Origin of the sequence: Melissospora conviva, from assembly GCF_049523535.1 — a bacterium.
GTDB lineage: Bacteria > Actinomycetota > Actinomycetes > Mycobacteriales > Micromonosporaceae > Melissospora > Melissospora conviva.
Window position 1 is genome coordinate 345282 of sequence record NZ_JBLLDT010000002.1, and the last position, 23052, is coordinate 368333.

General features: G+C 71.1%; 19 protein-coding genes. 11 read left to right on the plus strand and 8 right to left on the minus strand.

Features of this window, described 5'->3' with window-relative positions:
• Window positions 1–254 precede the first annotated feature (254 nt).
• From ACK8GG_RS06720 to ACK8GG_RS06740, 5 genes are read left to right on the plus strand one after another with little or no spacing between them, the layout of a single operon-like run.
• Window positions 255–722 carry a hypothetical protein gene (locus tag ACK8GG_RS06720; RefSeq protein WP_440353349.1) on the plus strand — a complete coding sequence of 156 codons (468 nt, stop codon included), beginning with the start codon at window positions 255–257 and terminating at the stop codon, window positions 720–722.
• Window positions 722–2119, plus strand: a complete 1398-nt coding sequence (locus ACK8GG_RS06725; protein WP_440355848.1) for a hypothetical protein — start codon at window positions 722–724, stop codon at window positions 2117–2119. Before ACK8GG_RS06720 ends, ACK8GG_RS06725 begins: the two co-directional genes overlap by 1 nt.
• Window positions 2116–3465 carry a VWA domain-containing protein gene (locus ACK8GG_RS06730; protein WP_440355849.1) on the plus strand — a complete coding sequence of 450 codons (1350 nt, stop codon included), beginning with the start codon at window positions 2116–2118 and terminating at the stop codon, window positions 3463–3465. The genes ACK8GG_RS06725 and ACK8GG_RS06730 overlap by 4 nt, the downstream gene beginning before the upstream one ends.
• 14 nt (window positions 3466–3479) lie before the next feature.
• A complete protein-coding gene (locus ACK8GG_RS06735; protein WP_440348854.1) occupies window positions 3480–4589 on the plus strand; it encodes an ATP-binding protein in 1110 nt (369 codons plus the stop codon).
• Window positions 4586–7384, plus strand: coding sequence for a DUF5682 family protein (locus ACK8GG_RS06740; protein WP_440355850.1), 2799 nt, complete (start codon window positions 4586–4588; stop codon window positions 7382–7384). The genes ACK8GG_RS06735 and ACK8GG_RS06740 overlap by 4 nt, the downstream gene beginning before the upstream one ends.
• Before the next feature lie 22 nt (window positions 7385–7406).
• Here the strand turns inward: ACK8GG_RS06740 and ACK8GG_RS06745 are convergent, their stop codons facing one another.
• The gene (locus ACK8GG_RS06745) at window positions 7407–8813 is read right to left on the minus strand and encodes an MFS transporter (RefSeq protein WP_440355851.1); all 1407 of its coding nucleotides are present in this window, start codon (window positions 8811–8813) and stop codon (window positions 7407–7409) included.
• A gap of 806 nt (window positions 8814–9619) precedes the next feature.
• Here ACK8GG_RS06745 and ACK8GG_RS06750 point away from each other — a divergent pair.
• A complete protein-coding gene (locus ACK8GG_RS06750) occupies window positions 9620–12109 on the plus strand; it encodes a M14 family metallopeptidase (protein WP_440355852.1) in 2490 nt (829 codons plus the stop codon).
• A gap of 148 nt (window positions 12110–12257) precedes the next feature.
• Here the strand turns inward: ACK8GG_RS06750 and ACK8GG_RS06755 are convergent, their stop codons facing one another.
• Entirely contained in the window at window positions 12258–13016 is a 759-nt protein-coding gene (locus ACK8GG_RS06755) for an SDR family NAD(P)-dependent oxidoreductase (protein ID WP_440355853.1), read from the minus strand.
• Between the two features lie 220 nt (window positions 13017–13236).
• Between ACK8GG_RS06755 and ACK8GG_RS06760 the strand changes: the two genes are divergently transcribed.
• A complete protein-coding gene (locus tag ACK8GG_RS06760; RefSeq protein ID WP_440355854.1) occupies window positions 13237–13887 on the plus strand; it encodes a hypothetical protein in 651 nt (216 codons plus the stop codon).
• Window positions 13888–13962: 75 nt separating this feature from the next.
• On the opposite strand, the gene katG is transcribed toward ACK8GG_RS06760, so the two are convergent.
• From katG to ACK8GG_RS06785, 5 genes are all read right to left on the minus strand, one after another.
• Window positions 13963–16236, minus strand: coding sequence for a catalase/peroxidase HPI (katG, locus tag ACK8GG_RS06765; RefSeq protein ID WP_440355855.1), 2274 nt, complete (start codon window positions 16234–16236; stop codon window positions 13963–13965).
• Between the two features lie 23 nt (window positions 16237–16259).
• On the minus strand, window positions 16260–16688 hold the full coding sequence (locus ACK8GG_RS06770) for a Fur family transcriptional regulator (RefSeq protein ID WP_440355856.1): 429 nt from the start codon (window positions 16686–16688) through the stop codon (window positions 16260–16262).
• A 110-nt stretch (window positions 16689–16798) separates the two neighbouring features.
• On the minus strand, window positions 16799–16990 hold the full coding sequence (locus tag ACK8GG_RS06775) for a hypothetical protein (protein WP_440355857.1): 192 nt from the start codon (window positions 16988–16990) through the stop codon (window positions 16799–16801).
• Window positions 16987–17352: an ADP-ribosylation/crystallin J1 gene (locus ACK8GG_RS06780; RefSeq protein WP_440355858.1), complete on the minus strand. Its 366-nt coding sequence runs from the start codon at window positions 17350–17352 to the stop codon at window positions 16987–16989. The genes ACK8GG_RS06775 and ACK8GG_RS06780 overlap by 4 nt, the downstream gene beginning before the upstream one ends.
• A gap of 152 nt (window positions 17353–17504) precedes the next feature.
• The gene (locus ACK8GG_RS06785) at window positions 17505–18089 is read right to left on the minus strand and encodes a hypothetical protein (protein WP_440355859.1); all 585 of its coding nucleotides are present in this window, start codon (window positions 18087–18089) and stop codon (window positions 17505–17507) included.
• 250 nt (window positions 18090–18339) lie between these two features.
• Here ACK8GG_RS06785 and ACK8GG_RS06790 point away from each other — a divergent pair, with 250 nt between their 5' ends.
• From ACK8GG_RS06790 to ACK8GG_RS06805, 4 genes are all read left to right on the plus strand, one after another.
• On the plus strand, window positions 18340–18954 hold the full coding sequence (locus ACK8GG_RS06790) for a TetR/AcrR family transcriptional regulator (RefSeq protein WP_440355860.1): 615 nt from the start codon (window positions 18340–18342) through the stop codon (window positions 18952–18954).
• Window positions 18951–20654 carry a 3-ketosteroid-delta-1-dehydrogenase gene (locus ACK8GG_RS06795; protein ID WP_440355861.1) on the plus strand — a complete coding sequence of 568 codons (1704 nt, stop codon included), beginning with the start codon at window positions 18951–18953 and terminating at the stop codon, window positions 20652–20654. The genes ACK8GG_RS06790 and ACK8GG_RS06795 overlap by 4 nt, the downstream gene beginning before the upstream one ends.
• Before the next feature lie 212 nt (window positions 20655–20866).
• A complete protein-coding gene (locus ACK8GG_RS06800) occupies window positions 20867–21712 on the plus strand; it encodes an SDR family oxidoreductase (RefSeq protein ID WP_440355862.1) in 846 nt (281 codons plus the stop codon).
• 28 nt (window positions 21713–21740) lie between these two features.
• Window positions 21741–22613: an MBL fold metallo-hydrolase gene (locus ACK8GG_RS06805; protein WP_440352900.1), complete on the plus strand. Its 873-nt coding sequence runs from the start codon at window positions 21741–21743 to the stop codon at window positions 22611–22613.
• A 16-nt stretch (window positions 22614–22629) separates the two neighbouring features.
• On the opposite strand, the gene ACK8GG_RS06810 is transcribed toward ACK8GG_RS06805, so the two are convergent.
• The gene (locus ACK8GG_RS06810; protein WP_440355863.1) at window positions 22630–22980 is read right to left on the minus strand and encodes a globin domain-containing protein; all 351 of its coding nucleotides are present in this window, start codon (window positions 22978–22980) and stop codon (window positions 22630–22632) included.
• Window positions 22981–23052: the final 72 nt, after the last annotated feature.

Sequence of the window (23052 nt, forward strand, 5' to 3'; positions counted from 1 at the left end):
CTATGTGGACTTTTGCCTATTCCGCTATTTCGGAACAAGCCCCACGTCGGGGTGATCCACGGGTCCCACCTGCCGATCTCCACCGCCGGCCGAGGCCGCGCCGCATCGTGTCGTACCCACAGTCCATGATCTTGCCGTCACATCGACGCCGGCACCCGCCGGCTGGGGCATCACTGTGGGCGACGCCGGGTTCCCGGCGGGCGGAGGGAGAGGCAGTGACCGACACTGACGGGACCGCGGGGTCGCGGCGTAGCGTGCTGGCGGTGGTGCCGCCCGCCCGGCCACGCAAGCTGGCCAAGGTGCCCTTCGTCGAGCTGGCCGACGGACGGTTGCAGGGCGTGGTGTCCAGCGGTTCGGACCTGGACCGGGTCTACGTCTCGTCGGTGACCGCGGGCACCCACGCGTACCACTGCAGCACCAACAACAACCGGCCCTGCGGCGGGCTGCGCGGCGCACCCTGCAAACACCTGGTCGCCCTCGCCGACGAGGCCGTCGCCGGGTACGGCGCCGAGCGGGTCGTCCGCTACCTGCGGATCGACGCCGGCGACGGGGTGACGACCGGGGCCGATCTGCTGGCCCGCATCGACGGCCGGCACGAACCGGCCCCGGCCTCGGTGGTCTTCGACCGGTTCCTGCGTCACCTCGCCTACCTCGAGCTGCCGGAGAGCACGGCCCCGCTGCCGGAGCTGCACTGGTTCCCGTCGACCCGGGCGGAGCGCTGATGCGCGGCACCCAGCTGGCGCAGCTGCGCGGGCACATCCCGACAGGCCTGGCCGAGATCGACGGCGTGGTCGCCGGCGTCGACGACGCACTGATCGGCGGTGTGGCCCGGGTCGGGGACGAGGCCACCGCCGCACTGACCGCACTCGCCGACACGGTGGCCGGCACTCCGCTGCGCGACCGGGTGGCCGAGGCCGTCGACAAGGTGATCGCCGGCTCATTCGGCCAGGAGCACCTCGCCGCCCTGGCGGGGGCCCGGTCGGCGTTGCTCGGGGCCGCTCACGACGCCCTGCTCGGCCACTTCGACGCCACCCTCGGGCGGGAACGGGAAGCATGGCCGGCGCCGGCCGGCGACCCGGCCACCCCTTCGGCCGTCCGCGCCGCGGCCCGGTCCTGGCTGCACGAGGCAGCCCTCGGCGGCTGGCGTGGCGCCGACCACGAACTGCTCTCCGCCGCGGGCACGGCAATCGAGGCCGCCCTGGCCGAGCCGGGGCTGATCCGGCTGGCGGTGCTGCTCGACGGCCTCGCCGCCGAGCTGCGGGCCGTCCTGCCGGTCTCCACGATGCCGCAGGTCCCGGCGCGGCGCTGGGCCGACCTGTGGTCACGCGGCTTGCTGCTCGCCCAGGACGGGTTCGGCCCCACCGAGGATGCCGAACCTGTCTCCGGGCGGCTGCTACCGCTCGGGGTCGACGTCCACGAACACCCCACCGTCGTCCAGGTGCAGGTGCACGCCATCCTCGAACCCGCCGACGGCTCGGCGAACCGGCTGGTCCGGACCGCCGTGGCGGCCGCGAAGGTCGAGACGATCACCGGGCCGGCGGTGTGGCGGCTGCTGCAGGCGCACCCGGTCCTGCTGACCGCGCTGGCCGAACACCGGGCGATGACGGTCACCGATCTGCCGCTGGCCGGCGGCGATCTGCTCTGGCGTGACGGGCAGGCCAAAGCCGGGGAGCAGGCCGACCCGTTCGCCACCGCCCGGGTGCTGCTCGCCACCGCGACCGGCGCGGCCACGGCGCCACTGGACCGGCACCCGGCGGCGATCGCCGAGCCGGTGCTGCTGGAGGGGTACGTGGTGCGCAAGACCGACGGCGGGCTCGTGGCGGAACTGGACGGCCAGGCGGTCCCGCTCGCCGTCGACCGGCTGCCCTCGGCCGGCCCGCTCACCCCCGCGCTCGTGGCTGCCTCGTCGACGTGCCTGGGATTGGCCCGCTGGGACGGCGGCAGCTGGCTGGTGCAGCCGCTGGCCGTGCGGGGCACCGTCAAACGCAAGCCCGTCGAGGCGCACAACGGCGACTGGGCCACCGGCGTCACCGACCCCAAGGTGGCCAAGGCCGAGGCCAAGGCGGGCGACGCCGTGGCCGTGCTGCGCGAACGCGCGGGACGGTTGCTGCGCCGATGACCGAAACCGTGAACCCCGGCGACCTGGCCGACGCCAACCGCCGCCAGGTCCTCTACTGGCGGCTGCTGGGCCGGCTCTTCGACCCCGACGAGCAGCCCGGCCTCGAGTCGACGAGCATGGCCGTCGTCGACGACCTGGGGCTGCCCGCAGCCCTGCTCGACCCGGCGGTGTCGGTGGACACCGTGGTCCAGCGCTTCCCGGCCCTCGCCGACGAGCTGCGCGGGCTGCTCACCGGGACCGAAACCGTCTCGGACGACGCCGGACCCTTTACACCGGGCCAGGCCGAGGTCCGCCGGGCGGCGCTGGTCTCCAAGGTGCTGCTCAACGTCTTCGGCACCGGCGCCGGTCCGGTCAGCGCCGGGCAACTGGCCCGCTGGCAGTCCGACGCCGGCTGGTTCGAGCAGGCGCTCGGCCACGCGCCGGGTGAGCTGCGCCGGCAGGGCGGCGGGCAGAACGGCGGGCTCGGCGCCACCCTGGCACGCCTGGAGGGCGACCTGGTCCGCCGGATGCACCTGCGTGAGGTACTGGCGGACCCGGCGCTGGCCCGTCAGCTGACCCCGAGCATGTCGCTGATCGAGCAGCTGCTGCGGGACAAGGCGAACCTCTCCGGGGTGGCACTGGCCAACGCCAAGGCACTGATCCGCCGCTTCGTCGACGAGGTCGCACAGGTGCTGCGTACCCAGGTGGAGCGCACCAGCGTCGGCACGATCGACCGGTCGGTGCCGCCGAAGCGGGTCTACCGCAACTTGGACCTGGACCGCACCATCTGGCAGAACCTGACCAACTGGAATCCCGAAGACGAGCGCCTCTACGTCGACCGGCTCTACTACCGGCGGACGGCCCGCAAGACCACCCCGTCGCGGCTGATCGTGGTGGTGGACCAGTCCGGCTCGATGGTCGACTCGATGGTCAACTGCACCATCCTGGCATCCATCTTCGCCGGTCTGCCCAAGGTCGAGGTGCACCTGATCGCCTACGACACGCAGGCGCTGGACCTGACCCCGTGGGTGCACGACCCGTTCGAGGTGCTGCTGCGCACCAAACTCGGGGGCGGCACCGACGGAACGGTGGCGATGGCCAAGGCCCGTCCGAAGATCCTCGAGCCCAGGAACACCGTCCTGGTCTGGATCTCGGACTTCTACGAGTGGCACGCCCAGCAGCTCTTCGACGACATGGCGGCGGTGCACCGTTCCGGCGTACGCGTCATTCCGGTCGGCTCGGTCAGCAGCTCCGGTCAGCAGAGCGTCAACCCCTGGTTCCGGCAACGCCTCAAGGACCTGGGCACCCCCGTCCTCTCCGGACACATCCGCAAACTCGTCTTCGAGCTCAAGAGCTTCCTCACCTAGGAGAAAGACCCCTCATGTCCGAGATGCTGCGTGCCCCCGCCGAGGTCAAGTACGCCGAAGAACTCGACTACCTGGAGTCGGTCGACACCGGCCCGAAGCCGTACTCGTGGCGGCTGAGCCCGAACATGGTCCGGCTCTTCGTCCTGGGCTCCGAACGGGCCGACGGGCTCGACCGGGAGATCCCGCAGAAGTGGTTCGGCGACCGCAGCTTCGTCGAACGGAGCATCGTCACCCTGGCGTCGGACCGGGGCCTGCTGCTCATCGGCGACCCCGGCACCGGCAAGAGCTGGCTGGCCGAGCTGCTCTCCGCCGCAATCTGCCGCAACTCCACCCTGGTCGTGCAGGGCACCGCCGGCACCACCGAGGACCACATCAAATACTCGTGGAACGTCTCGATGGTCATCGCCAAAGGGCAGTCCCGTGAGTCGATGATCCCGTCGCCGATCATGACGGCGATGGAGCAGGGCGTGGTGGGGCGCTTCGAGGAGCTGACCCGTTCCACCAGCGACGTGCAGGACGCGCTGATCTCGATCCTGTCGGAGAAGTACGTCTCCATCCCCGAGCTGAGCACCGACAACATCGTCTTCGCCAAGCCCGGCTTCTCGATCATCGCCACCGCGAACAGCCGGGACCGGGGCGTCAACGACCTGTCGTCGGCGTTGAAGCGGCGCTTCAACTTCGTCCGCATCCCGATGGTCACCAGCAAGCGCAGCGAGACGGAGATCGTGCGTTTCCGCACCGAGGAGCTGCTGCGCCGGCACCGCATCGAGCTGGACGTGCCACCGACGCTGCTGGACATCCTGCTGCAGAGTTTCGCCGACCTGCGCGCCGCCGCAGCGGCCGCGAGCAGCGACGACGAGAAGCTGGAGTCGGCGCTCTCCACCGCCGAGCAGATCGGCGTGCTGGAGGACGCCATCCTGCACAGCCAGTTCTTCGGCGACCGCACCCTGCGGGCGCAGACACTGGCGTCGTCGCTGATGGGGTCACTGGCCCGGCGCAGCCCGGAGGACCTGGCGATCCTCAACAAGTACCTGCACGGGGTCGTGGAGCCCCGCGCCAAGACCGACGAGGGCTGGGCGGGCTTCCTCGACGGCGGCCGCCAGGCAATCGCCACCCTGTCATGACCGCCCCCGTCACCGCCGGCGCCTTCGGGGCGCTGCGCGAGCAGCTCACCGATGCGGCCGCCGCCTTCGCCGACACCCCCGACGCCCTGGCCGGCATCCTGCGCGGCATCGTCGACGACGTCGACCGGGCGCTGGGCGAGCGACTGGAGATCTTCCCGGTCTGCCACCACTCTCCCGCCTCCGCCCTGGCGATGGTGCGCCGGCTGCGGCAGAAACAGCCGAAGGTGATCTACCTGGAGCTCTGCGAGGACCTGCGGCCACTCCTGGACGAGCTGCGCAACTGCCGGCTGCCGGTGGCGCTGCAGGCGTTCGCCTCGGAGCTCGACGGCTTCCCCACCGGGTGGGGTCCGCTCAGCGTCGTCGCCCCGATCACCGAGGCGTCGGCGGAGTACCAGGCCATCGCGTACGCGCTGGAGACGCCGGGCGTGGAGCTGGTCCTGGTTGACCGCTCCAGCGACCACGTCTTCCAGTGGGCGGCTCAGGACGACACGCCACCGGAGGCCGAGGCCCGCGGGACCACCGATGAGTCGGCGCTGCACGGCGACGCGGTGGGCGTGGAGGTCGGCGACCTGCGGCCACGCTTCGCCGAACTGGAGGCGCACCTGCTGCACCACGGCAAGGTGCGGCACTGGTCGGAGTGGTGGGACCAGTACGTCGAGCGGCCACTGGCCGACGCCGACTACGACACCTACCGCCAGGTGATGGTGCTCATCGGCAGTCTCTTCCGCCGGCTGCGCCCCGCAGCGGCGGACCGCACCGACCGGGACGCCGACCGTGAGCGGTACATGTGGACCCGGATGCGCGCACACCTGGCCGTCTCCGGCGCCGATCCGGCCGACTGTCTCTACGTCTGCGGCGCCTTCCACGCCGCCAGCCGGGTCGAGCAGTTCGGCCTCGACTCGACCGCCGACTTCGACATCACCACGCCGACGGCGACCCGCTGGCGGTACGGGCTGATCCCGTCCAGCCATTCGGCGATCGAGGCGCAGTTCGGCCTGGCATCCGGTTCGGTGTCGATCGCGGCCGCGAGCTGGAGCAAGGCGGTGAGCGGGTCGGGGCCGACGCCGTACCGGCTCGGCGGCCGGCGCGGCGGGAAAACCCGCGGCCGCAAGGGCCGGGCCGACGCCGGCGGCGCGCCGGGCGGGACGGTCACCGACCGGCTCTCCGGCTTTCTCGCCGCACCGCCGGCGCCGGACGCCCTGGACGAGGCGGAGCTGCGCGGCTGGTGCGTGGAGATCGTCCGGCTGGCCCGGCGCAACGGATACCTGGCCAGCACCGCCGACGCGATCGCGGTCTTCGAGACCTCGATCCTGCTGGCCGGCCTGCGCAACCGGGCCCGCCCCACTCCGTACGACTTCGCGGACGCGGCGGTCACCTGCATCGAGAAGGACGTGGTGCCGGGCCGGCGGGACGTGCGCCGGCTCTGCGAGATCCTCTTCGGCGGGGACCGGATCGGGCAGGTCGGTTACGAGTCCCTGCCGCCACTGGCCCGCGACGTCCTCGACCGGCTCGCCCCACTCGGCCTCGACCTGGAGAAACGTACGGTCCAGCGGGCGCTGCTGGATCTGCGCGCCGACCCGGAGCTGGCCGGCTGCTCCGATCTGCTCTGGATGCTGCGGCACCTGCTGCCGGCCGACGCGGCCCGCCCGATCATGGGTGAGCGGCGGCTCGGGCACCGGTCGGTCCAGGAGAGCTGGGACCTGGCGCTGGGCCGCCACCAGCGCGCCCTGATCGAACTCGGTTACGAGGGTGTGACCGTCGAGCAGGTGCTCGAACAGCGACTGCGCCGGGCGGTACGCGCCCCGGACGCCACCGCGGCCGTCGCCCTCGCCGCCGTCGAGGACGCCATCCGGCTGCTGGACAGTCCCCGGCTGGTCGAGGAGCTGGGTGCACACGCGGTGCAGCTGCTCGCCGCCGAACGCAGTGTCGACGACGCCCCCGAGGTGCTGCGCCGCATCCGCCGGCTCCTCGGTCACTACCGGGCGACCGCGCCGAGCCTGCCGGCCTGGTGCGAGGCGTTCGTGACCACCGGGTACGCCCACTACTGCACCCTGCTGCCGACCGCCTTCGTCGAGGAGGAGAGCAGCGTACGGCAGGTCGCGGCGATGCTCGGCTTCCTCTTCGGGATGGAGAGCCTGGCGCTCTCGCTGGGCTGCGACCGGTCCCAGCTCGAACTCGCGGTCGCCCAGTCCCACCCGGAGCCACCGGCCAAGGTCGGCCTCCTCTGGGCGGCCCGCCACCAGCTCGGCCTGCTCCCCCTGGCCGAGCTGCGGCTGCGCTGCCGGGACCTGCTCGACAACCCGCTGGTGGTGCCGGCGTTCCCGCAGTACCTCTCCGGTTTCGTGCACGCGCTGGAGCCGGTGCCGGGGCTGGCGCCCTTCGTGGTGGAGACGATGTCCACGGCCTTCGCCCGGCTGCCCGACCCGGTGCTGCTGCCCTGGCTGCCGAACCTGGTCACCGCACTGCGCGAGCACGGGCCGGAGCTGGTGCCGCTGCTGGTCCGGGAGGCGGAACGCACCTTCCCGGGGACACTGCCGGCGCTGGACGCCTGGGTGCCGCCATGGGTCGCCCCCACCCCCGCTCCCGCTCCCGCGCCGAAGGCGGCAGGCACTGCGGCGGGCCCGGGGCACACCCTGCTGGCCGGCCACCCCGAGCCCGTGGACGCGGTCGCCGCACTGCTCGGCGCCGAGGGCGGATGGCACCCGCTCGACAGTGGCACACCGGACGTGGCAGCGCTGCTGACCGCCCACCCGGCCACCGCCGAGGCGGTCGCGAGCCTGCTCGAGCACCGATGAGAGACCGCAGGAGGCCCCGTGGTCAACCGTGGCGCTGGTGACGGTCGATATCGACGGCCGCCTCCCCGGCACCGTCGCCGGGCCGTCGGGCTGCCGGCCGGTGGCGCCGTCGCAGTCCGGTGCTGAGCGCGACGGTCACGGCGGTGAACAGGGCGACCGCCCCGGCGAGCAGGTAGGCAACGGCCTGCCCGTGTGTGGTCGCGTCCAGGGACCGGGGAGGCGGACCCGCCCCGATCGCGACCCCGGCCAGCAGCACGGCGATACCGACGGCCGTGCCGATCTGCGCGGCGGCGTTCAGGACGCCGCTGTACAGCCCGGAGTTCCCGTCGGTCGCGGTGCTGGTGCCATGGGCGGTAGAGGCGACCGACGCGACGCCCAGGCCCACGCCGGAGAGCACCAGGCTGACCAGGAACAGCACCAGCGCACGCCGGTCGACTGCCGCCGCGCCCACCGTCATCGCAGCGGCGACGACGATCAGACCAGCGGCCATCGCCCACTCCCGGCCCAGCCGGCCGACTGCGGTCGCGGCGACGGCCGAGCCGAGGGCGACCGCGACGCTGAACGCCAGGAAGACCGCCCCGCTCATCCCGGCGGAGCGGCCGAGGACCTGTTGCAGAAAGAGAGTGCCGACCACGTTCGCTCCGCTGGTCACGAAGGTCAGTACCAGCGCGACGACGCCGCCCAGCGTCAGCGATCCCACCGACCACACCCACGGCGGCACGAGCGGGTCGCGTACGGTCCGCTCCACCGCGAGAAAAGCGACGCCGAGCGACGCCGATGACATCAGCGGCAGCCACACCGTCCAGTCGGCGAGTCCGTGCTCGCCGAGCCGGGTGAAGCCGAGAATCAGCAGGATCACGGTGGCGGTGGCGAGCAGCGCGCCCGCGACGTCGGGCCGGGTCCCGGTGCCCTTCGTCGCTTCGATCGCGCGACGGGCGAAGAGCACGACAGCGACGCCGAGCGGCACCAGAGCGGCGAAGAGCCAGCGCCAGCCGACCGCTTCGGTGATCAGTCCACCGAGGACGAAACCCGCGGCGCCGCCGAGCGCACCGCTGAGCGTCCACGCACCGAGCGCACGGTCACGGCGCGGCCCCGGAGGGAAGACGGCGAGCAGCACCGCGAGCGCCGCCGGCACGGCCACGGCGGCGCCGATCCCCTGCAACGCCCGGCCGGCGAGCAGAACCGCACCGTGGGGTGCCAGCGCGCAGACAGCCGACGCCGCGGTCACCACCAGGGTGCCGCCGAGGAACACCGCCCGGCGGCCATACGTGTCGACCACCCGGCCGCCGACGATGAGCAACCCGCCGAAGAAGAGCGGGTACGCCGCGGCGACCCACGACAGCGTCGCCGGATCGAGGACGAGGTCCCGCTGCACGGCCGGCAGCGCGACAACGAGCACGGTGACCCCGAGCACGTCGACGAACTGCACGCTGCACACCAGGGCAAGTACCAGGCCTGCCCGGCCTCCAAGTGCGACCTTCACATACCCGCCCCTCCGACTCGACAACGGCGGCCGGCCCGCCGGTACGGGAGCCCGTTGAGAAGCACGTGGGTCACCTCACCGGTCTGTCCGTCCCTGACCGCACCGAGACTGATCCGGTCACTGCCGGCGTGTGGCCGCCAGGGCGGAGCAGCCCCGGCTGCCGGATGCGCGAGGGCCGCCCACACGTCGGCGGCGAGGGGCCACACCGACACCAGGCGGTTACCGGCCATGATGTCCAGCTTCGCGCCGTCCGAAACCAGCCTCAGGGCGCTGCCACTGGCCGGGCGTTCGTAACTCGACCTGCGCGACCGGGTGCAGGCGGTCGTCTACGCCTACCATGCGGGCCTGGTGACCTGAACAGGTGGGGCAGGACGTTCACCGAGGCGTGGCGGCGGCTCGCGCCGAAGAAACTGCTGGCGGAACTGGACCATCTGCTTCCGTGACCGCAGCAGATCACCCAAGGATCCCGAGATCGGCCGCGGCATCTTGCCAGTCCTTCCAGATAATGGCAAGCAGTTGATCCACGAGCTCAGACAATGCAAAGATCCAGGTCACCTGACCAGCCGACGTGGAAGGCGTCCTGCACCCACCACCCCCACCGCCGCGCGCACCCGCCACCGTCCCTCGGATCGGTTCACCGGATCCGGACCCGTCGCGCGAGGCACACCACGACATCCTGAACGGACTGTCTGGTGCGGATTGCACGTCGGCCGGCCATGTAACCCCTGACCCCCCAACAGAAGGAGGGGAGCATGCGAGGCAAGCAGCCACGCATCGTGCTTCTCGCGATGTCCGCCCTCGTGGCGTCGGCATTGATCGCCGGCGGACCCGTGAACGCGGACCCCGCGAACCCCGCAGCCGCGGGCTCGCAGCGATCCCACCTCGAGAATCCGAGGTCTGCCCAGAACGTCCGCATCCAGCTCACCGGCGCCGACATGCTCGACAAGGTGGTGGCCGCCGGCTACGACCTCGAGCACGGCCTCACCCGGGTGCCGGACGGCATCGAGGGCGAGGCGGTCGTGACCGCCGAGCAGCTCGCCGGCCTCGAGGCGATGGGCGTCAAGGTCCTCGGTGAGGACGAGGGCTTCCAGTGGAGCGAGGTGGCCGACGGCGGGTTCCAGGCCGCCGGCGCGCGGTCCGCGCAGCCCCTCGCCGCCCCGGCCCAGTCCGACGAGGCGACCGTACGCGTCGTGCGCGCCGACTGGTTCACCACCAAGGGCCAGGGCTTCCTCTACGTCGAGGCTCGCACCACGGAGGGCGCACAGTCCGACCCGGTCGTGCTGATGCAGCTCGAGAACGACTCCGGCAAGCGCACCGAGTTCGGCTTCGCCCGGACGATGAGCCGCTTCGTCGACTCCGGCCAGTACATGTTCCACCGGAACCTGTTCAAGCTCGACCAGCGTCCGGACCAGATCCGGGTGACCAGCTCCACCGGTGGCGTCACCACCGGCAAGGTCTCCGACTGGCTGGAGAACGCTCCCCCGCCGCTGACCGACAACCCGGGCTACAAGTACGACTTCGTCGACGGCTACAAGCACCCGCAGCAGCTCTTCGCGCGGGCCCACGAGATCGCCCGGCAGTACCCGGACATCGCCGAGATCGTCTACTTGCCGAACAAGACCAACGGTTACCAGCGCAAGGCGCAGGCCACCATCGGCGGCACCGGGCAGTCCGCGGTCGTGGTCAGCTCTGCCGCGTGGGGTCACGAGGGTGGCAACGACATCACCGTGGAGTTCGTGGAGCGGCCGGGCGCCAACCTGCCCCTCTCCGTCGAGGTGAGCGGCAAGGCCGTCCGCGTCCTGCTGGCCAAGGACGCCTCCGGCGCGCTGGCGAGCACCGCGACGCAGGTCGCGACGGCGCTGAAGTCCCAGTCCCAGGGCCTGATCGACCGGGCGCACCCGTACCGCACGAACACCGGCACCGGCATCGTCGTGCCGACCGTCGCGCCGGTGTCGCTGAGCGACTTCCTCGACGAGAAGCGCGTCGGCGCGCCGGAGGGCGAGGTGCCCCGCGGCGAGGCCACCATCCCGGTGCTGCGCATCGGCAAGCACCGCGACGGCCGCAACCCCGGTGTGCTGATCCAGGCCCAGGACCACGCCCGTGAGTGGGTGCCCGCCACCACGTCGCTGGAGAGCGCCGAGCGGCTGGTGCACAACTACAAGACCGACAAGGAGACGAAGAAGATCGTCCAGAACACGGACATCTTCTTCATCCTCTCCAACAACCCCGACGGGGCGAACTACAGCTTCTACAACTACGCCTCGCAGCGTAAGAACCTGACCAACCACTGCGCCGACGTCGACGCCGACCCGGGTCGTCGCAACTCGTGGGGCGTGGACCTCAACCGCAACTACCGGGTGGGCTCCGCCCACGACGGTTACGCCGGCGGCTCGAACGTCTGCACCAGCGGGACCTACCAGGGCCCGGAGAAGCTCTCCGAGCCGGAGTCGAAGAACATCGTCTGGCTGGTCGAGAAGTACTCGAACATCAAGTTCATGATGTCGGTGCACTCCAACGGCGGTCAGCTCTTCTGGCAGCCCGGCGCGTACATCGCCGACGGCCGCATCACCACCCCGCGCCCGCCCCTGGGTGACGAGGCGTTCTACTGGCAGTCGGCCGGCCGGATCCTGTCGCAGGTCAAGGCGCACCGGGAGACCGTCGTCACCCCGGAGAACGTCGGCGGTTCGTCCGACGTGCTCTACTCCTCCGCCGGCAACGTCCGTGAGGACCTGTACCACACGTACGGCATCTACGCGTTCGGCTGGGAGGTCGGCGGCTCGGTCTACAACCCGGCCACCGGTAACTGGCAGGGCGGCTCGTTCCAGCCGCCGTGGGAGGGTGACCCCTCGCTCGTCAGCGGCCACGCCGAGACGATGGAGTACGCCAACGGCATCATGGAGATGTTCCGGGTCGCGGCCGACTGGGGCAACGACAAGAAGAAGCCGACCTCGGAGCTGGTGCCCGGCAAGGGCAAGTACCGCGGCTCGGTGGACGTTCGCTTCGAGACCAGCGAGCCGGCGACCATCTACTACACCACCGACGGCAGCCGGCCCACCCTCGACTCGCCCCGCTACAAGGCGACCGAGTTCCGTGAGCCGGGCCAGGTGTTCCGGATCACCGAGACCACCACGTTCAACTGGTTCTCGGTCGACGCCTCCGGCAACGTCGAGAAGGGCTACGACCCGACCGACAAGAAGAAGAGCAAGAACTACCGCTCGGCGACGGTCACCATCGTCAAGTAGTAGCGCGCACTGATCATTGCCTCGTCGGCGCGATTCTTCCGCGTCGGCGAGGCAATGACTTTTTCAGCCCCGCAACGACCCGTACGCGCCGAGCCGTTCCGCATCGACGGCGGCGACGAACCTGTCGAGGAGTGCGGAGGCGTCCATGTCAGCGGCCCCGCTCGGCGCCGCCGTTGATCTGAATGATCTGCCCGGTGACGTGCCCGGCCCCGGCGGACGCCAGCCAGTGCACCGTGTGGGCCACGTCCTCGGGGGTGCCCGCCCGCTTGTTCAGCGTCTGGCTGATCTGCAGCCGCCGCCGCTCGTCCGACATCTGACCGGCGAAGAATTCGGTGTCCTGTATGTAGCCGGGGGCGACGACGTTCACCGTGATCTGGCGCTCGCCCAGTTCGTTGGCCAGGTCGTACGCGTAGGGATGCAGCGCTGCCTTCGAGGCGGCGTACGAGCCCGAGCCCGAGCCCCGGTAGGCCGCGATGGAACTGAGCAGCAGCACCCGCCCACCGCGCGACGAGAGGTGCGGCTTGAGCGCCTCGGTGAGCAGGACTGCGGTGAGGGTGTTGACGCGGAAGTTCTCCGTCCACTGCAAAGCGGTCGCTGCTAGCCCTTCCAGCGGCTCCGGCCCCGGGTGGTACAGCGCGTTCCCGCCGGCGGCGTTGACCAGCACGTCGACGCGCTGCCGGCGTTCGACGATCTCGTCGGCCAGCCGCCGCACCTGCACCGGATCCGTCAGGTCCGCCGGCAGCGCCGCCACCCGGCCGTCCTTACCGCCGATTTCGGCGGCGGTCCTGGCCAGGACCTCGGCACGGCGGCCGACGAGGACGACCTGGTCCCCCTGGCGGGCGAACAGTTCCGCGGTGGCGCGACCGATGCCGGTGCCGCCGCCACTGACCACTACGACGCGCTCCATGCACACCTCATCCGGAGTTGCCCGGGACAACTCTGCACGGTCCTCCAATTCACGTCCACCCATTAACGGCCTGCACGCGGCCGTGCGGGTCGCGCTTGGTGAGGTTGCTGCGAGCGATCTCGGCCTCGCACCCGCCCCGGTCCCACAGGTCGGGGAGCCGATGGCCGACCTGGCAGCAATCGGCGTGCGCGGGCGCACCCCGGATCCCTAGGCTCCGGCGGTGGGATTTTTCATTCGCCTCAATGCGTTCCGCGGCGTCTCGCAGGGCGATGTCAAAGCTGCGTTGAACGACTTCTGGTCACGGCACGACCGACAGGTCGAGTCGTTGCCGCAAGACCCGCAAGTCGACGCGTTCGACCTCCACGAGCAGTGCAATGGCTGGACGGCCATGGTCTGGTCGAGAGGTTGGGAATGGAACCTCCGGCGTGCCGCCCAACTGCATGTCTCCAGGGTGCTGGACTGCGCCGGCATCCTGGTATTCGTGTACGACGGCGACGACTGGGGGTATGAGCTGTTCGACCGGGGCGTCGCGGTTGACTGGTTCATTCAGTGGCCCCGAGTGGGAAACAGCTGGTTTCCCGGTAAGGACCTCTCCGGCCGGCCGGAGGCCGTTGTCGCCGCCTTCCCGGACCTTGCCCTCCAGCGCTCGGACGTCGCCCCGTACCTCGTGCAGGGCCCGGATGACGAGGAGGCCGAAAAGCTGTGGGACGTGCGCGTGCGGCCGGCCGACCGGTTCAGCCGAGGTCAGGCCGAGGTAGCGCTGGACTTCATCAACCTGCTCCGGGTCATCGACGTCACCGAAGAGGGCTTCGTATTCCCGCCGCTGTGGTGCCGCTTCCGCGTCGAGCCGCCTCCGGATTTGGAGATCTGACTGATCACCGGTCGCAGCGGGCGAACGAGCCCCGGCTGATCCATGATGGATCAGCCGGGGCTCGTCAGGGCCGGATCAGACGAGGTCGAAGCGGTCGAGCTCCATGACCTTGGTCCAGGCGGCGACGAAGTCGGTGACGAACTTCTCGCGCGCGTCGTTGCTGGCGTAGACCTCGGAGAGGGCCCGCAGCTGGGAGTTGGAGCCGAAGACGAGGTCGACCGCGGTGGCGGTCCACTTCACCTCGTCGGTGGCCAGGTCCCGGATCTCGTAGACGTGCTCGTCGTTCTCCGACGCCTTCCACCGGGTGCCCGGGGAGAGCAGGTTGGCGAAGAAGTCGTTGGTGAGCACGCCCGGCCGGTCGGTGAGCACGCCGTGCTGCGTACCGCCGTGGTTGGCGCCGAGGGCACGCAGGCCGCCGATGAGGACGGTCATCTCGGGCGCGGTCAGGTTGAGCATGTACGCGCGGTCGAGCAGCAGCGTCTCCGGCTGGGTCTTCTCGCCGGCCCGCAGGTAGTTGCGGAACCCGTCGGCGCGCGGCTCCAGGACCTTGAACGACTCGACGTCGGTCTGCTCCTGGGCGGCGTCGGTGCGACCCGGGTGGAACGGCACCGTCACCTCGACGCCGGCGTCACGCGCTGCCTTCTCGACGGCGGCCGAACCGGCCAGCACGATCAGGTCGGCCAGCGAGATCTGCGCGCCACCGGCGGCGTTGAAGTCGCGCTGGATGCCCTCGAGGGTCTCCAGGACCTGCGCGAGCTGCTCGGGCTGGTTGACCTCCCAGTTGCGCTGCGGCTCCAGGCGGATCCGCGCGCCGTTGGCGCCACCGCGCTTGTCGGTGGTGCGGAAGCTGGCGGCCGAGGCCCAGGCGGTGGAGATCAGCTGGGCGGTGCTCAGACCCGACTCCAGGACCTTCGCCTTGAGGGCGGTGATGTCGGCGTCACCCACGAGCTCGTGGTCGACGGCCGGCACCGGGTCCTGCCAGAGCTGGGCCTCCGGCACCCACGGGCCGAGGAAGCGGCTGACCGGACCCATGTCACGGTGCAGCAGCTTGTACCAGGCCTTGGCGAAGGCGAGCGCGAACTCGTCCGGGTTCTCCAGGAAGCGGCGCGAGATCTGCTCGTACGCCGGGTCGACGCGCAGCGACAGGTCGGTCGTGAGCATCGTCGGCTTGTACTTCTTCGACGGGTCGTACGGGTCCGGGATGATCTCCTCGGCGTCCTTGGCGACCCACTGCTTCGCACCGCCGGGGCTGGTGGTCAGCTCCCACTCGTACCCGAAGAGGATCTCGAAGAAGCGGTTGCTCCACTGCGTCGGCTTGTCGGTCCAGGTCACCTCGAGACCGCTGGTGATGGTGTCCGGGCCCTTGCCGGTGCCGTAGGTGCTCAGCCAGCCCAGGCCCTGCGCCTCCAGCGGGGCGGCCTCCGGCTCGGGGCCCACGTGGTCGTCGGCGATGCCGGCGCCGTGGGTCTTGCCGAAGGTGTGGCCACCGGCGATGAGGGCGACGGTCTCCTCGTCGTTCATCGCCATCCGGGCGAAGGTCTCGCGGATGAAGTGCGCCGCCGCCAGCGGGTCCGCGTTGCCGTTCGGGCCCTCCGGGTTGACGTAGATCAGACCCATCTCGGTCGCGCCGACCTCGGGCGCCATCTCCTTCTCGGAGACGTAGCGCTCGTCGCCGAGCCAGGTGTCCTCCGGACCCCAGAAGATCTCCTCCGGCTCCCAGACGTCCTCGCGGCCGAAGCCGAAGCCGAAGGTCTTGAAGCCCATCGACTCCAGGGCGACGTTGCCGGCGAGGACGAGCAGGTCGGCCCAGGAGATCTGCTGGCCGTACTTCTGCTTGACCGGCCAGAGCAGGCGGCGGGCCTTGTCGAGGTTGGCGTTGTCCGGCCAGCTGTTCAGCGGGGCGAACCGCTGGCCGCCGTCACCGGCGCCACCGCGGCCGTCGTGGATGCGGTAGGTGCCCGCGGCGTGCCAGCTCATCCGGATCATCAGGCCGCCGTAGTGGCCGAAGTCGGCCGGCCACCAGTCCTGCGAGGTGGTGAGGACCTCGGTGATGTCGCGCTTGAGGGCCTCGACGTCGAGCTTGGCGAACTCCTTGGCGTAGCTGAAGTTCTCCCCCAGCGGGTTGCCCTTGGACGAGTGGGCGTGCAGCACCGAGAGGTCGATCTGGTTGGGCCACCAGTCCCGGTTGCTGCGCGGACGACCACCGGTCTTCGGGGTCGGCGAGTCGATCGCCGGGTTCTCGCTCTCACTGCCGTGCGCGGTCACGGAGTCGTGCGCGACCGGGCAGCCGGCCGCCTCCTTCTTGTCCACGCCCTGCGCGCTGGCCGGGTAATCCTGGGTGTCGCTCATGTATTTCCTTCCGAACTGCTGGATCACTGGGAGGTGCGGTCGGTCGCGCAGCCGGGGCAGGTGCCCCAGTAGACGACCTCCGCCTCGTCGACCGTGAAACCGTGGTCGTCGGAGGCGGTGAGACAGGGAGCATGGCCGACAGCGCAGTCGACGTCGGCGATCGCACCGCAGGAGCGGCACACGACGTGGTGGTGGTTGTCCCCCACCCGGGATTCGTAGCGGGCGGTCGCCCCGGTCGGCTGGATGCGGCGCACCAGACCGACGTCGGTGAGGGCGCGCAGGACGTCGTAGACCGCCTGGTGGGAGACGGTGGGCAGGTCCGCGCGGACCAGCGTGATCACCGTCTCGGTGTCGACGTGCGGATGGTCGCGCAGCGCGGCGAGCACGGCCAGCCGGGGCCGTGTCACGCGCAACGAGACCGCCCGCAGTTGGGTCTCCAGGTCGGAGGTCATGCCAAGAACATAGCCGCTTTTCTGGAATTAATCATGTTTAGCTGCGTACGCAATCCGAACGAGTGGCGGCGACCCGGGCCCGCGTATCGACGTACTCCGACCCACGACGGTCAGCCCGGACCGCCGCAACGGGCGGTATCCGGCACCGATCCGGCGAAGCGGTCCGCAAACGCGCGGTACACGGGCCAGCCCGGCAGGCCGTCGCGGATGGCGAACACCACATGGTCGAACCGGTCGGCCGTCCGCAGCGCCTCGGCGAACGCGCCGTCCTGCCGCGCGATCTCCCGCAGACGGCCGCTCATCGGGCCTGCCCGGTGACCGGCCGGAACTCGTGCACGACCTCGATCAGCCCGACGATGTGCCGGTTGAACTCGTCGAGTTCCTCGGCGGGCACCCACAGCTCGAGGATGTCGCGCCCACCGGCCTGCCGCACCGGGTAGCGGGACGCGAACTCACGGTCGATTTCGAAGCGGGTGACGTAGCCGACGCCGGAGGCGGGCACGTTCCAGTCCCGGGCGATCATGACGGCGTACTGCTCGTTGAGGACCGGGTAGAAGATCGGCTGGTCGGGCAGGCGCGGCGGCCACGCCTTCCAGCCGGAGGCGCGTACGAGCTCCAACTCCTCGGGGCCCACCGGCCGCCACAGGGTCATGGTCTCGGTCACCGCTGCCTCCTCGCGTCGACGACGGAGGTTACCGACGGATTTCGAGATCCGGCGAGCGAATTTGCTTCCGGGGGGACCCCGGGCATTCGCACCCTGTCATCGGAATGCATTCCAGGCGGCCGGCAGCTCCTCACCGCAGCCGGCTGCAACCGTCAGACAACAACGCCGCCGGCTCGCCCTGCCGAACCTGGACCCCAGCCTGCGGGCAGCGTGAACGCCTCCGTGACGGCCCGCAGATCGGCAAGCGTCAGTTCACCCGCGAAAGAGCGATACGCGTGCTTCCCGTGGCAGTAGCGGATGCCCTCCAAGGTGATCCATTCGGCGGGAGCCCGGTATGGGCCGTCGGCGAGCAGTTCCTCGCTCACCTGCCGTACGCGGGACCGGGCGCCGACGGCGGTCAGCGCTTTGGCCACCACATCGGCGGCGACACCGGGACGGTCGCTGTCGGCGCAGACCGGCAGCAACAACAGCAGCCGCTCGGCGGGAGTGTGGTCCGGGTCTGGCTGTGCGGCGGCGGCGACGAGTTCCGGCCACGCGAGCGCCGGCCCTCTGAAGTGCCCGTCGAGGGCGGCGAGCTGGATCACGTCACGTCCCGGGGAGGGTTCGAGGAGGTAGTCGACGCCGCTGTCGTCCTCGAAGTTGCGCAGGACGATGTGCAGGAGACTGTCGCCGGCCAGCGGCAGCGTGAAGACCGGCCAACGGGACGGGTCGACCAGTGAATCGACGAATTCGTCCAAGTCGCCCGGGTCGCTGCCGAAGGCGTACGGCGCGGAGGCGGACGTGCCGACGGTACACAGGAACGCGGGCCAGAACAGGTCGCTCGACCCGATTTCGGAAGGGACCAGCGTTGACGGCACAACCGGTGGCACGAACCCGTCCAGGTAGCCAGAAATGATCACTACGCCATGATGCCCGCATCGTCACATGCCCGGCTGTCGCCGGCGCTCGATTATTGACGCGTCCTGCCAAAAATGCTTCTATGGCGGTATGGCCTCGGCATCCTCTGACCCACCACGCCGGCGGGGCCGGCCCACGGTGCTCGACCCGGAAGCGGTCGGCGCCGCGGCGCTGCGGCTCTGGTCGGAGAGGGGCTACGCCGCGACAAGCTGGGACGACATCTCCGCGGCCACCGGGATCAGCGTCCGCACCCTGATGCGGCACTTCCCCGCCAAGACCGCGCTCGCCTGGGTCGGCGTGCCCGCGGCCACCCGGCGCCTGACCGAAGCGTTCGCCACCCTGCCCCTGGACGCACCCCTGCCGGACGCGCTGCGCAGCGCGGTGGTTGCCTCGGTCTCCGACGAGGAGCTCGTACGCAGGAACGGCGCGGCGTGGCAGCGGATCATCGCCGCCGAACCGGAGCTCGCCGCCTCGGCCGCGCGCGCGTACGCGCCGTGGAGCGACGCCCTGGCCCGGGAGATCGCCCGCCACCGGCCGGGCGCGCCCGAGGCGATCTACCAGGCGGTCGCCGCCGCGTACCGGGAGGCGGCCCAGGGCGCGCTGCGCGAATGGGCCCACACCGACGCGGGCGGCTCCCCCGCCGCCGCCGTCGACGCCGTCCTGCGTCACCTGGAGATCCATATAAGGAACAGGAGTACGACATGACCCTTCCCCGGCATCCCGAATCGACCACGGTCGACCTGGTCGTCATCGGATCCGGCACCGGTCTCGCCGCCGCGCTCAGCGCGTACGAGGCCGGCCTCTCCGTGGTGGTCGTGGAGAAGTCGCAGTGGGTCGGCGGCTCCACGGCGCGCTCCGGCGGCGCCTTCTGGATCCCCGCCAACCCGGTGCTGACCGACGAGGGCTCCGCCGACACGTACCAGCGCGGCGCGACGTACCTGGAGTCGGTGGTCGCCGGCTCCGCGCCGGCCGAACGCTGGCGCAGTTTCCTCGACCACGGCAGCGCCACAGTGGAGATGCTGCGGCGGCTGACGCCGATGAAGCTCTTCTGGGCCCGCGGCTACTCCGACTACCACCCCGAGCTGCCCGGCGGCAGCGCCGCCGGGCGCAGCTGTGAGTGCCGGCCGCTGGACCTGAAGCTCCTCGGCGCAGACCGCAAGAAGCTGCGTCCCGCCGTCCTCGAAGCCCCGGTCCCGATGCCGGTGACCGGCGCGGACTACAAGTGGCTGAACCTGATGGCCCGCAAGCCCGGTCGCGCGATCCCGCGCATCGCCAAGCGCGTCGCGCAGGGCATCGGCGGCCTGCTGGTGGGACGCGAGTACGCCGCCGGCGGCCAGGCCATCGCGGCTGGACTCTTCGCCGGCGTACGCCGGGCCGGTATCCCCGTCTGGACCGAGACCTCCCTCGAGCGGCTCGTGGTCGAGCAGGGGCGGGTCGTCGGCGCCGAACTGCGCCACAACGGGAAGACGGTAGTTGTGCGCGCCGAGCGGGGGGTCGTGCTCGCCACCGGCGGCTTCGACCACAACCTGCCGCAGCGGCACGCCCACCAGCACCCCGAGCTGGAGGGCTGGAGCCTCGGCGCGGACACCAACACCGGCGACGGGATCCGCGCCGCCGAGGAGGTGGGCGCCGGCACCGACCTGATGGATCAGGCGTGGTGGTTCCCCGCCGTGGCGCCCCTCGGCGACGCCGCGCCCGACGTGCTGCTGGCCGAACGTTCCCTGCCCGGGTCGCTGATGGTCGACGAGACCGGCAAGCGGTTCATCAACGAGTCCGGCGACTACATGAGCTTCGGGCAGCGGGTGCTCGAGCTCGCCCGCGACCGCGGGGCGCTGCCGGGCATGTGGCTGCTCTTCGACCAGCGGTACCGCAACAGCTACGTCTTCGCCGGCGCGCACTTCCCGCGGGCCCCGCTGCCCAAGGCCTGGTACGAGGCGGGCATCGCCCACCGCGCCGACAACCCTGCCGACCTGGCACGCGCCATGGGGGTGGACGCCGAGGCGCTGCGCGCCACCCTGGGGCGCTTCAACGAGCTCGCCGCCGCCGGCGTCGACGAGGACTTCCAGCGGGGCGCGAGCGCCTACGACCGCTACTACGGCGACCCGACGGTGGCCCCGAACCCGAACCTGCGGCCACTGGACGGCACCCTCTACGCGGTCAGGATCGTCCTGTCGGACCTGGGCACCTGCGGTGGTGTCCGCGCCGACGGGCTGGGCCGGGCCCTGTCCACCACCGGTGCCCCGATCCCCGGCCTCTACGCGATCGGCAACGCCGCGGCGAACGCCTTCGGCAACACGTACCCGGGGGCCGGGGCCACCATCGGGCAGGGGCTGGTCTACGGCTACATCGTGGGCCGGCACGCGGCCGGCAAGCTCCCCGATCCGGCGGAACCCGCCGCTCGCTGATCACGGCAACGGCACGTCAGACGGCCGTGACGCACCCGGTGCGCCCGCCTCCGCGGGGCGCACCGGGTGCATCCGGCGCGGAAAAGGGAACAGGCAGCCCGGTGCACCGACGTACGCCGGCGCCCGACCCACCGGCAGCCGGAGGGTCCGGTCCGGCACCGACGAGCGGGGCGCACCGGGCCGGGCAGCCGGCGGAACAGGAAGGAACCGACATGGGCACGTACGCGGTGACCGGGGCCGCCTCGGGCATGGGACGGGCGACGACCGAGCGGCTGCGCCGGGACGGGCACACCGTCATCGGCGTGGACCTGCGTGACGTCGAGGTCATCGCCGACCTCTCGACGCCGCAGGGGCGCGCCACCGCGGCGCAGGAGGTGCTGGCACGGGCCGGCGACCGGCTCGACGGCGCGGTCTGCGCCGCCGGGCTCGGCGGCATCCCGGGACGGGACCGGCTCGTGCAGCAGGTCAACTACTTCGGTGTCGTGGAGCTGCTGGAAGCATGGCGGCCCGCGCTGGCGGCGGCCGGCAACAGCAAGGTGGTGGTCATCGGCTCGAACTCCACCACGCTCACCCCGATGGTCCCGGAGAGCGCGGTGCGGGCCCTGCTCCGCGGCGACCAGGAGAAGGCGCTGCGGGTGGTGGGGCGTTTCCGCGGCCGCTCGGCGCCGTTCGCGTACGCGAGTTCGAAGCTGGCCGTGACACGGTGGGCGCGGCACGCGGCGATCTCGCCGCAGTGGTCCGGCGCGGGCATCCGGGTCAACGTCCTCGCTCCCGGCATCATCTCCACCCCGCTGCTGGAGGAGCAGATCGCCCGCGGCGAGAAGGAAGCGGTCGAAGGGCTGGCCGTGCCGATCGGCGGCCGGGGCAACCCCAAGGACGTCGGCGACTGGGTGGCGTTCATGCTCTCCCCGGCCGCGGATTTCCTCTGCGGATCGGTGATCTTCCTCGACGGCGGGTCTGACGCGTGGTTCCGCACCGACGACTGGCCGGTTTCGACCGGTCCCGCCGGGATACTCCGGTACATGCGGCGTGCCAGGGCCTGGCGCGATCGCCACTGACCGTTTGCCGCCGGCCCTCGGAGGAGACATGGCAGACGACCTGCAACCCGCCGGCCAGGTGACCTTCGTGGGTACGGCGACGACCCTGCTGCGGCTCGGCGGCTTCACCCTGCTCACCGACCCGAACTTCCTGCATGCCGGTGAGCACGCCTACCTGGGCTACGGTCTCTTCTCACGCCGCCTCACCAATCCGGCGCTGCACCTCACGGAGCTGCCCGAACTCGACGCGGTGCTCCTGTCCCACCTGCACGGCGACCACTTCGACCGCCGTGCCCGCCACGGCCTGCCCCGCTCCCTGCCGATCATCACCACCCCGCAGGCGCAACGCCGCCTCAAGAGGTGGGGCTTCGGCGCGGCCGACGGCCTGGCCACGTGGGAACGGTACGAGCTGCGCCGCGGCGACGAACGGCTGACGATCACGTCGGTGCCGGGTCACCACGGCCCGGGGCTGCTCGACCGGCTCCTGCCCCCGGTGATGGGCTCGATCATCGACCTGGAACGTGCCGGGCGGCGGCTGCTGCGCCTCTACGTCACCGGCGACACCCTCTACCGGCCGGAGCTGGCAGAGATCCCGGCCCGCTTCCCCGGCATCGACGCGATGCTCGTGCATCTGGGCGGCACCCGCATCCTCGGCTTCCTGGTGACCATGGACGGCCGGCAGGGCGTCGACCTGATGCGCCTGGTCAACCCGAAGGTCACCCTGCCGATCCACTACGACGACTACCGGGTCTTCCGGTCCCCGCTGACGGACTTCCTCGGGGCGGCGGCCCGGCACGATCTGCGCCCCGCGATCCAGACGCTGCGCCGCGGCGACACCCGCCCACTGATCGGCGCGGCGTCCGCCGGGACGGAAACCCACGCCTGGCAGGGAGCTTCGACGGACCTGAGCCGCCGCCGCTGATCAGGTACACCGCCGTTCAGCGCTGCGGTCCGTCCCAGGACCAGCGCGGGATTCCCAAGCCCTCGGGTACGTCGTCAGCGGACTCGGGGTACTGCGCCACCGTCGTCGTGGTGGCCCAGGTGAAGTAGTCGTGCATCACCTGCCGCAGCGCCCCGGCCGTGAGCCCCACGTCGGCGAGCGCCTGGTCGAAACAGGCAATTGCCCGCCGGTCCATCTCCTCGTGCGCGCCGTTGCCGCTGTGCATCCGTACGACCGACGACTCGTTGCCGTAACGGTCGGAGTAGAGGGTGGGGCCGCCGAGCGCTTCGGCCCAGTACGCGGCTAGCCGTTCCTGGCTGCCACCGACGGCGTCGTACACGCTCTGCATGTCGAAAGCATGCTCTATTTACATCCATCGATTGAATCGGTATGAAGTCTGCAAGCACACCCCGGTGCTGGG